This window comes from Bordetella petrii (assembly GCF_020991325.1).
Classification (GTDB): Bacteria; Pseudomonadota; Gammaproteobacteria; order Burkholderiales; family Burkholderiaceae_B; genus Bordetella_A; species Bordetella_A petrii_E.
The window spans coordinates 1-7,881 of sequence record NZ_JAJMLX010000219.1; the positions used below are offsets into that span (position 1 = coordinate 1).

At 67.3% G+C, this 7,881-nt stretch carries 12 protein-coding genes; 5 read left to right on the plus strand and 7 right to left on the minus strand.

The window, feature by feature from the left end:
* The first annotated feature begins 194 nt into the window (after positions 1–194).
* Together LPZ50_RS18545 and LPZ50_RS18550 are read left to right on the plus strand one after the other, a co-directional pair.
* Complete coding sequence (locus LPZ50_RS18545) at positions 195–644, plus strand: Rrf2 family transcriptional regulator (protein WP_230663462.1); 450 nt, start codon at positions 195–197, stop codon at positions 642–644.
* A 102-nt stretch (positions 645–746) separates the two neighbouring features.
* Positions 747–1,631, plus strand: coding sequence for an NAD(P)/FAD-dependent oxidoreductase (locus LPZ50_RS18550; protein WP_230663464.1), 885 nt, complete (start codon positions 747–749; stop codon positions 1,629–1,631).
* Positions 1,632–1,689: 58 nt separating this feature from the next.
* Here LPZ50_RS18550 and LPZ50_RS18555 read toward each other — a convergent pair whose 3' ends face one another.
* A complete protein-coding gene (locus LPZ50_RS18555) occupies positions 1,690–2,901 on the minus strand; it encodes an MFS transporter (RefSeq protein WP_230663466.1) in 1,212 nt (403 codons plus the stop codon).
* A 100-nt stretch (positions 2,902–3,001) separates the two neighbouring features.
* Here LPZ50_RS18555 and LPZ50_RS18560 point away from each other — a divergent pair, with 100 nt between their 5' ends.
* Positions 3,002–3,610 (plus strand): TetR/AcrR family transcriptional regulator, encoded by a 609-nt coding sequence (locus LPZ50_RS18560; RefSeq protein ID WP_230663468.1) that lies wholly within the window; start codon positions 3,002–3,004, stop codon positions 3,608–3,610.
* Between the two features lie 153 nt (positions 3,611–3,763).
* Here LPZ50_RS18560 and LPZ50_RS18565 read toward each other — a convergent pair whose 3' ends face one another.
* From LPZ50_RS18565 to LPZ50_RS18575, 3 genes are read right to left on the minus strand one after another with little or no spacing between them, the layout of a single operon-like run.
* The gene (locus tag LPZ50_RS18565) at positions 3,764–4,438 is read right to left on the minus strand and encodes a glutathione S-transferase family protein (RefSeq protein WP_230663470.1); all 675 of its coding nucleotides are present in this window, start codon (positions 4,436–4,438) and stop codon (positions 3,764–3,766) included.
* Positions 4,439–4,450: 12 nt separating this feature from the next.
* Positions 4,451–4,876, minus strand: a complete 426-nt coding sequence (locus LPZ50_RS18570) for an SRPBCC family protein (protein WP_230663472.1) — start codon at positions 4,874–4,876, stop codon at positions 4,451–4,453.
* Positions 4,873–5,223, minus strand: coding sequence for an ArsR/SmtB family transcription factor (locus LPZ50_RS18575; protein ID WP_230663474.1), 351 nt, complete (start codon positions 5,221–5,223; stop codon positions 4,873–4,875). Before LPZ50_RS18575 ends, LPZ50_RS18570 begins: the two co-directional genes overlap by 4 nt.
* 145 nt (positions 5,224–5,368) lie before the next feature.
* On the opposite strand from LPZ50_RS18575, the gene LPZ50_RS18580 reads away from it, so the two are divergent.
* Both LPZ50_RS18580 and LPZ50_RS18585 read left to right on the plus strand, forming a co-directional pair.
* Entirely contained in the window at positions 5,369–5,776 is a 408-nt protein-coding gene (locus LPZ50_RS18580) for a YbaN family protein (RefSeq protein ID WP_230663476.1), read from the plus strand.
* A 2-nt stretch (positions 5,777–5,778) separates the two neighbouring features.
* Positions 5,779–6,324, plus strand: a complete 546-nt coding sequence (locus tag LPZ50_RS18585; protein ID WP_230663478.1) for a GNAT family N-acetyltransferase — start codon at positions 5,779–5,781, stop codon at positions 6,322–6,324.
* Here LPZ50_RS18585 and LPZ50_RS18590 read toward each other — a convergent pair.
* From LPZ50_RS18590 to LPZ50_RS18600, 3 genes are all read right to left on the minus strand, one after another.
* Positions 6,303–6,626 carry a DMT family transporter gene (locus LPZ50_RS18590; RefSeq protein WP_230663480.1) on the minus strand — a complete coding sequence of 108 codons (324 nt, stop codon included), beginning with the start codon at positions 6,624–6,626 and terminating at the stop codon, positions 6,303–6,305. The genes LPZ50_RS18585 and LPZ50_RS18590 overlap by 22 nt on opposite strands.
* A 1-nt stretch (position 6,627) precedes the next feature.
* Positions 6,628–7,275 carry a glutathione S-transferase family protein gene (locus LPZ50_RS18595; protein WP_230663482.1) on the minus strand — a complete coding sequence of 216 codons (648 nt, stop codon included), beginning with the start codon at positions 7,273–7,275 and terminating at the stop codon, positions 6,628–6,630.
* A gap of 113 nt (positions 7,276–7,388) precedes the next feature.
* A complete protein-coding gene (locus LPZ50_RS18600) occupies positions 7,389–7,841 on the minus strand; it encodes a MarR family winged helix-turn-helix transcriptional regulator (RefSeq protein WP_230663484.1) in 453 nt (150 codons plus the stop codon).
* Positions 7,842–7,881 lie beyond the last annotated feature (40 nt).

Sequence of the window (7,881 nt, forward strand, 5' to 3'; positions counted from 1 at the left end):
GCCGCATGTGCGCGGCTTCACGCGCATATACCAGAATGAAGTGACGCAGGCGCACCTGGGCTGCGATTTCGCCAGCCTGGCAGGCAATGCGCCCACGCCAGAGCCGCCGATTTACTGACGGGCAAGGCAAGGGCGCGGGCATGTTTCCGCGCCCATCCCGCATAATGTCGGCTGATCCCGCCCACGGCCCTGCCATGAGAACCGACAGCCGCCTTTCCCGCATGCTGCATGTACTGCTGCACATGGCCCGTGCCGAGCAGCCCATGACATCAGAACAGATCGGGCAGATGCTGGGCACCAATCCTGCCGTCGTGCGCCGGACCATGGCCGGCCTGCGCAAGGCGGGCTATGTGCAGTCTGACAAGGGCCATCACGGCGGCTGGCGGCTGGCGCGCGGGCTGGACCAGATTACCTTGCTGGACGTGCACCGCGCGGTGGGCGGGCCGCGCATCTTCGCTATTGGCGCCGATCGCGACAACCCGGACTGCGCCGTCGAGCGCGTGGTCAACGAGGCCATTGCCGATGCGCTGCACCAGGCCGAAGCCTTGCTGGTGCAGCGGCTGGGTTCGGTCAGCCTGGGCGACCTGGCGGGGCAGTTCGATGCCCTGTGCCTCGCGGGCAAGGCCACACACCAGACGCATTGATTGCGCGTCGGCGCGCTGCGCGTATTGACCGGCGGATTCTTTTTGGTTTTAATGTAACTTTAAAAGATACGTGAAATTCTATTCAGGCAAGGCGGTGTTTCCATGGACCATGACGTGATCATCATCGGCGGCAGCTACGCGGGGCAGTCGGCCGCGCTGCAATTGGCGCGCGCGCGCCGCGATATTCTGGTTATCGACGCGGGCGAGCGGCGCAATCGCTATGCGGCGCATTCGCACGGCTTCCTGGGGCAGGACGGCCGGCCGCCAGGCGATATCGCGGCCGACAGCCGCGCGCAGTTGCTGCGCTACGAAACCGTGCAATGGCAGGATGCCCGCGTTGCCGCGGCGCACGCCATCGAAGGCGGTTTCCGGGTAGTGCTGGAAGATGGCGGCGCCCATACGGCATGCCGCATCATCCTGGCCGCCGGGGTACGCGACGAATTGCCCGATGTGGTGGGGCTGGCCGAGCGCTGGGGCCGCCATGTCTTTCATTGCCCCTATTGCCACGGCTATGAGCTGCTGAAAGGAAAAATCGGCGTGCTGGCGGTTTCGGAATTGTCGCTGCACCAGGCGCTGATGCTGCCGGACTGGGGGCCGACCACATTGTTCCTGAACGGCGCGTTCGAGCCCGACGCCGGGCAGCGCGCGCAATTGCGGGAGCGCGGCGTGCAAGTGGAAGCCGGTGGCGTGGCGCGCCTGGATGGCGATTGCAGCGTGGTCATGCAGGACGGCCGCGCGTTCGACCTGGCCGGCCTGTTCGTCGCCACGCGCTTGCATCCCAGCGCTTTGGCGGCGCAACTGGGGTGCGCCCTGGACGCCGGGCCATTGGGGGAATATGTGGCCACCGATGGCACCAAGGCCAGCACGGTGCCGGGTGTGTTCGCCTGCGGCGACGTGGCGCGGGCGGCGGGCAATGTGGCCTTGGCCGTGGGCGATGGCGCCATGGCGGGCGCGGCCGCGCATCGTTCGCTGATGTTCGGGCTTTGACGGCCGGTGTGGCCGCGCGCGGGGGCAGGGCCGGCCGGGGCGGTTGGACCGCCCGCGGTCAATGATGGGCAGGAACTGCCAGGCGCGGCAGACTGCGCTGGATGGTTACCGCCACGCCCAGGGCCAGGACAAGCAGGCCGCAAGCCGCCAGGGCATTGACGCGCAAGCCATGGCTGTCCACCATTTGGCCTCCCAGGAAAGACCCCATGGAGATGGCCAGGTTGAAAATGGCTACCGACCAGGCCGTGGCGGGTTCCAGGTTGGACGCGGCGGCTTTCATGGTCCAGGTCATCACCGACACTGACACGCCGCCGTATGCCAGGCCCCACAGCAACAGTACCAGCGCGCCGCCCCAGGCGCTGCCGGCGGTGGCGAACAGCAACAGCAGCGTGGTGGCCAGGCCTGCCGCGATGACGATGAGCGTCCAGCCGACCCGCCGCGCCGCGTTCAGGCCCGCCACGAAGTTGCCGACGATGCCGGCGGTGCCGTAGGCGAACAGCAGTACGCCCATCCATTCGGGGTGAAACCCCGATACCGAAAGCAGCCAGGGGCGCACGAACGTGAAGGCCATGAAATGGCCCGCCACCAATAGCAGCGTCATCAGCAAGCCCAGGCGCAGGCCCGGGTTGGACCAGGCTTGCAGCAGGGCGCCCACCGACACCGAGCGGCCCACCGGCAGGGGCGGCATGGACCACAAGTGCAGGGCCAGCACCAGTGCGGCGAGCATGGCCATGCTGCCGAAGGCCATGCGCCAGCCGGCCAGGTCGCCGATCAGGGCGCCCAAGGGTACCCCCAGCACCGATGCGGCAGCCACCCCCCCGAAAATGATGGACGTGGCCAGCCCGACCGATTTCGCGGGCACCAGCCGCACCGCCAGGCCGCTGGCCACCGCCCAGATGCCGCCGATACACAGGCCCACCAGCACGCGCGCGGCAAGCAGCCACGCCATGCTGGGTGCCAGGGCAGTGGCCAGGTTGGCGATGATCAGCAGCACGAACAGAATGGACAGAATGTGGCGCCGGTCGATGCCGCCCGCCGCCACGATGACCAGCGGGGCGAACAAGGCCGCCAGCAGGGCGGGCACAGTCAACAGCAGCCCGGTGGTGCCGGTGGAGGCATGGACCGTCTGGGCGATGGACGTCAGCAGGCCGACCGGCAGCATTTCGGTGGTAACCACCGCAAAGGTGGCCAGCCCGCCGCTGGCCACGGCCAGCCAGGGGCGGGAATGGGGGCGGGCCGCCGGGCTGGCGGAGGGTTTCGCTGGGGTCATGGAATGAGGTGCTCGATAGGGCGGCGGAATGTGGGGCATAATAGATACATACGCGATGTATGTCAATTTACATACGTTGCGTATGTACAAGGAGACCGCCATGCCCCGCCGTACCCGCGCCGAGATGATCGAGGAAACCCGCGCCAAGCTGGTGGCGGCCGCGCGCGTTGCGTTCGGCAGGCAGGGCTATGCCAACACGTCCATGGACGATTTCACGGCCCAGGCGGGGCTGACCCGCGGCGCGCTATATCACCATTTCGGCGACAAGGCGGGTTTGCTGGCCGCGGTGGTGGAACAGATCGACGAAGAAACGGACGCGCGCCTGCAGGCGGTTTCCGATGCGGCGCCGAACACCTGGGAAGGTTTCCGGAACCGTTGCCGCACCTATCTGGAAATGGCGCAGGAACCGGAAATGCGCCGCATCGTGTTGCAGGATGCACGCGCCGTGCTGGGCACCGCTTCGGTGGTGTCGCAGCAATTCTGCGTGACATCGATGGCAGACCTGCTCGAAGCGCTGATGCAGAACGGTGTGATCCGGCAGGCCGAGCCGCAGGCCCTGGCCCGCATGATCTACGGCGCCCTGGCCGAGGGCGCGTTCTGGATCGCCGAATCGGAACTCGAGGGCGATGGCGGGCGCTATGACCAGGCCCGCGCCGCTCTGGATGTGCTGCTAGATGCCTTGCCTGCTTCCCGGACACCGTCCAATTGAGACTGTCGCGGCATACAACGGTGTCTGGCACCCGCTGGGAGCCAGACACCCGGGAAATCTTGCGAAAACTCGCCACGGGGGGCGGGTTCGCTGTGCGGTCGGGGCCAGGCACCTGCGGAAACCCGGTGCGCGCGGCCAATCCGGATTTGCACTTCAGGCCGCGGGCATGCGAGGTACGCCGTGGGCAGCCTCGTAGTCGGCGAACGACCGTAGTTGGTCGGCCAGTGCCTTGCGAAACGCCGGACGGGCTTCGCAGCGGTCGCGGTAGGCCTGCAGCGCGGGCCGTTCGCTGACCAGCGGCGTATGCTTCAGAATGCGCAGCACGCTGGACATCATCAAGTCTCCCGCCGTGAAGCTGGTTTCCAGGTAGTCCCGCTGGCCCAGCCATGCCGCCAGTTCATCCAGGCGCTTGCCTATTGCCTGCAGCACGGTGGGGCGGGCGGACTGTGTCCAGGGTTGGTCTTTGTAGAAGAAGTCCAGGCCGGCCAGCTGCATGATGGGCGGTTCGATAGTGTTCAGCGCGGCCAGCACCCAGGCGCGGGCGCGCGCGCGGCCCACCACGTCGGCGGGCAGCAAGTGGCTGCCCCGATCGGCGATTTCCAGCACGATGGCGCCGGATTCGAACAGCCGCAGCTCGCCGTCTTCAATGGCCGGCACCTGCCCGAAAGGCTGCAGGGCCCGGTATTCGGCGCTGGCCTGTTCTTTGATGCCGATCAGTCGTTCACGGTAGGGCAGGCCGGCCTCTTCCAGCGCCCAGCGCACGCGCAGGTCGCGAACCTGGCCCTGCGCGAACGGTGGTACCCAGCGGAATGCGGTCAAAGTAATCATTGGGGCTCCTTGTCAGCCGGCGAAGCGCCGCGCCAGTTTGTCCAGCGCGCCACCCCAGCCTTCTTCGTGGCCGCGGCGCGTTTCTTCGTCTTGCAGCCCGGCGTGCGTGAAGGTGAGTTCGGTGCCGGTGTCGATGGCGCGCAGGGCGATCTCGACGCGCGACTCGCCGCTGTCTTCGTCGCCCTGCCAGCGCCAGCTCATGGCCAGGTGGTGTGGCGGCTCGACGCGCAGGTATTCGCCGCTGCTTTCGTGTTCGCTGCCGTCGAGCATGCGAAAGCGCACGCGGAAGCGGCCGCCGACGCGCGGGTCGGTTTCCGCCACCAGCACCGGGCCGTCATCGGGGCCCCACCAGCAGGCGATGCCGTCGGGGGTGGTCAGTGCTTCGAATACGGTAGCGGGTTGCGCATTGATGCGCCGTACCAATGTCAGGCTGCTCATGGCTTGGGTCTCCTTTGGGCTTCCTGGTGTTCCGCATAGGCGGCCAGGCGGTCGAGGCTGTGGGTCCAGAAGTGCTCGTAGCGGCGCAGCCATTCCATGGCGACCTGCATGGGTTGGGGGGACAAGCGCACGGTGACGGTGCGTCCGGCCTTGCTGCGCACGATGAGGCCGGCGTGGTCGAGCACGTCCAGGTGCTTCATGACGGCCGGCAGCTTGATGGGGAAGGGCTGGGCCAGTTGGCTGACCGTGGCGCTGCCCGCGCGTTCCAGGTGCATGAGGATGGCCCGCCGGGTAGGGTCGCCCAGCGCGGCGAAAGTGTGGTCGAGGTTTTTTTGATAGTTCACCATTTGGCAAACTATCCGCCTGCGCCGGCATCCTGTCAAGCCCTGCGGCCGGCTCTTGCACCCAGGCGGCACGCGGTACCATTGCTTCCGGGCGGCGCCGGCAATTCGCCGGCGGCCGGTACATTGGGGCGAGGAATTCGTCGAGCGCATGGCCGATATGCAGGATCAGAACGGGCAGGGCGGGCGTTGGAAACGCAGCGTATTCTGGGCGCTGGGCATGCTGATGCTGGCCCTGGCCATCGTGGGCGCCGTACTGCCCGTGATGCCCACCACGATTTTCGTCATTCTGGCGGCGGCGTGTTTCGGCCGTGCATCGCCGCGCTGGGAAGCCTATTTGCTGCAGCATCCGCGATTCGGCCCGCCATTGGTGGCGTGGCGTGAGCAAGGCGCCATCTCGGCGCGCGGCAAACTGTTCGCGGTGGCCGGTATCGCGCTGGGCATGGCGGTGTTCTGGTACACCACGCGGCCGGTACTGTGGCTGGGCCTGCTGGTCAGCGCGGGCATGGTGGCATGCGCGGCGTGGCTGGTCAGCCGTCCGGCGCCGCGGGCCGACTGACCATGGCGTACATCCTGCGCGCCGCGCGGCCAGACGATTTGCCGCTGCTGATGCATATCGAGACACAGGCGCTGGCCTTGCTGGAGGGGCACCCCGTGCATGCCGTGTTCGCGGGCCACGCGACGCCGGCTGGCGATTTCGCCGCGGGCCGACAGCGCGATTGCCTATGGGTGGCTTGCGAAGGCGGCCGCGATACGCCCGTGGGGTATGTGCTGGCGGGCGATCTGGATGGAGACTTCCATATCCTGCAAATGGATGTGTCGCCGGCCCACGGCCGGCGTGGCGTGGGCCGCGCCTTGCTGGAGCACGCCTGCGCCCGGGCGCGCACGCGTGGCTACCGGCATGCCGTGCTGACCACCTTGTCCGATGTGGCATGGAACGCGCCGTTTTATGCCCGTACGGGCTTTCAGGTGCTGGCCCCCGGGCAATGGACGGCCGGTTTGCGCGCGGTGATGCAGCATGAGCGGAGCCTGGGTTTTCCCATGGACCTGCGTGTGGCGATGTGGCGCGACCTGCAGGCCGGGTCTTACGAGGCCGCCTCGACATAGCGCAGGCCGATCAGCCCCACCGCTGTCAGCCCCAGGAACAACAGACGCTGCCAGTGCGCGCTTTCGCCGAACAGGGCAATGCCCAGGATGACCAGGCCCAGTGCGCCCAGGCCCGTCCAGATGGCGTAGGCCGTGCCCACGGGCAGGGTCTGCAGCGCCTTGGCCAGCAGGTAGATGCTGCCCAGGCCAGCCAGGACGGCCAGCGCGCTGGGCAGCGGGCGAGTCCAACCCTGGTTCAGTTTCAAGCCTAGTCCCATCACGATTTCCAGCCCGGCGGCTGCCAGCAGATAGGTCCAGCCCATGTCATGCCTCGGCTTGCGCAAGCGGCCGGGCGGCAGCCAGGCCTTGCCGCACGGCCGGCCGTGCATCGATGCGGGCCAGCCAGTCGCGCACCCGTGGAAAGGGCGCCAGGTCCAGTTGCAGTTCGCCGTGCGTGCGCAGCCAGGGAAACGCGGCAATATCGGCGATGGAATAGTCGTCCAACGCCAGGTGTGCGGATTCGGCCAGGCGGCGTTCCACCACGCCATACAGGCGCAGCGCTTCCCGGGTGTAGCGGGCGATGGCTTCGTGGTTGGGCTGTGGGGATGCATGCAGGAACCACCACAACTGGCCCAGCATGGGGCCTATGCCGCCCACCTGGAAATGCAGCCATTGCTGCACCTGCCATTGGCCGGCCAGGCCGGCCGGCTGCAAATGGCCGCAACGTGCCGACAGGTAGCCGAGGATGGCGCCGGATTCGAACAGGGTGACGCGATGGGCATGGTCGACGATGGCGGGGATCTTGCCGTTGGGGTTGATGGCCAGGTATTCGGGCCGGTGCTGGTCGCCCTGGTTCAGGTCCAGGGTGACCTGCTGGTGCGGCAGGCCGGCTTCGTGCAGGTAAATGGCGATCTTGTGGCCGTTGGGGGTGTTGGCGTTGTAGAAGGTCAGTGCTGTTTCAGGCGTTTGCATGGCCGGCTCCTATTTGATTGCAAATGCAACGATTGCTTTTGCAACTATAGGCCTCGAGACCTGTCCGCGCAAGGGGCGAGGCTTGCGTGCCAATTGCCGCTATTGGAGAATGCCTACGCCGCGTCGGCGCCGGCCAGGCGGGCGGTTTGGGCTGCCCGGTCCAGGGCGGCGCTGAAGCGGGCCTGCTCGCTGTTGCTGAAGTTGGCCAGGAACATTTCGTTCACGGCGCGTTGGTAGACGGCCCACATTTTCTTGCGCAGCGCCCGGCCTTCGCGGGTAATGGCGGCGTAGGCGGCCCGGCCGTCATGGGCCGACCGCGTGCGCGTGACCAGGCCTTCCTGTTCCAGGCGGTCGACCAGCCGGGTCAGGTTGTAGCGTTCGATGGCCAGGACATCGGCCAGTTCGTGCATGCGGCGCTTGCCGCCCGGGCCGGTTTCCAGGCCCCACAGCGCGTCGTACCAGGCGTAGGCGGGCAGCCCGGCCTGGGCCAGGCGGTGTTCAACCTCGCGGATGATGAGCCGGTGGGCGCGGACGTATGAAAACCAGAGATCTGGCGCATCGGACATGGAGTGGGGTTTCCCCGGGTGGACGTGAATGGGTGCCGCG

Bases quoted from the DNA above. Each gene is read 5' to 3' on its own strand.
- LPZ50_RS18545 (WP_230663462.1), top strand. From the start codon at position 195: ATGAGAACCGACAGCCGCCTTTCCCGCATGCTGCATGTACTGCTGCAC.
- LPZ50_RS18550 (WP_230663464.1), top strand. From the start codon at position 747: ATGGACCATGACGTGATCATCATCGGCGGCAGCTACGCGGGGCAGTCG.
- LPZ50_RS18555 (WP_230663466.1), bottom strand. From the start codon at position 2,901: ATGACCCCAGCGAAACCCTCCGCCAGCCCGGCGGCCCGCCCCCATTCC.
- LPZ50_RS18560 (WP_230663468.1), top strand. From the start codon at position 3,002: ATGCCCCGCCGTACCCGCGCCGAGATGATCGAGGAAACCCGCGCCAAG.
- LPZ50_RS18565 (WP_230663470.1), bottom strand. From the start codon at position 4,438: ATGATTACTTTGACCGCATTCCGCTGGGTACCACCGTTCGCGCAGGGC.
- LPZ50_RS18570 (WP_230663472.1), bottom strand. From the start codon at position 4,876: ATGAGCAGCCTGACATTGGTACGGCGCATCAATGCGCAACCCGCTACC.
- LPZ50_RS18575 (WP_230663474.1), bottom strand. From the start codon at position 5,223: ATGGTGAACTATCAAAAAAACCTCGACCACACTTTCGCCGCGCTGGGC.
- LPZ50_RS18580 (WP_230663476.1), top strand. From the start codon at position 5,369: ATGGCCGATATGCAGGATCAGAACGGGCAGGGCGGGCGTTGGAAACGC.
- LPZ50_RS18585 (WP_230663478.1), top strand. From the start codon at position 5,779: ATGGCGTACATCCTGCGCGCCGCGCGGCCAGACGATTTGCCGCTGCTG.
- LPZ50_RS18590 (WP_230663480.1), bottom strand. From the start codon at position 6,626: ATGGGCTGGACCTATCTGCTGGCAGCCGCCGGGCTGGAAATCGTGATG.
- LPZ50_RS18595 (WP_230663482.1), bottom strand. From the start codon at position 7,275: ATGCAAACGCCTGAAACAGCACTGACCTTCTACAACGCCAACACCCCC.
- LPZ50_RS18600 (WP_230663484.1), bottom strand. From the start codon at position 7,841: ATGTCCGATGCGCCAGATCTCTGGTTTTCATACGTCCGCGCCCACCGG.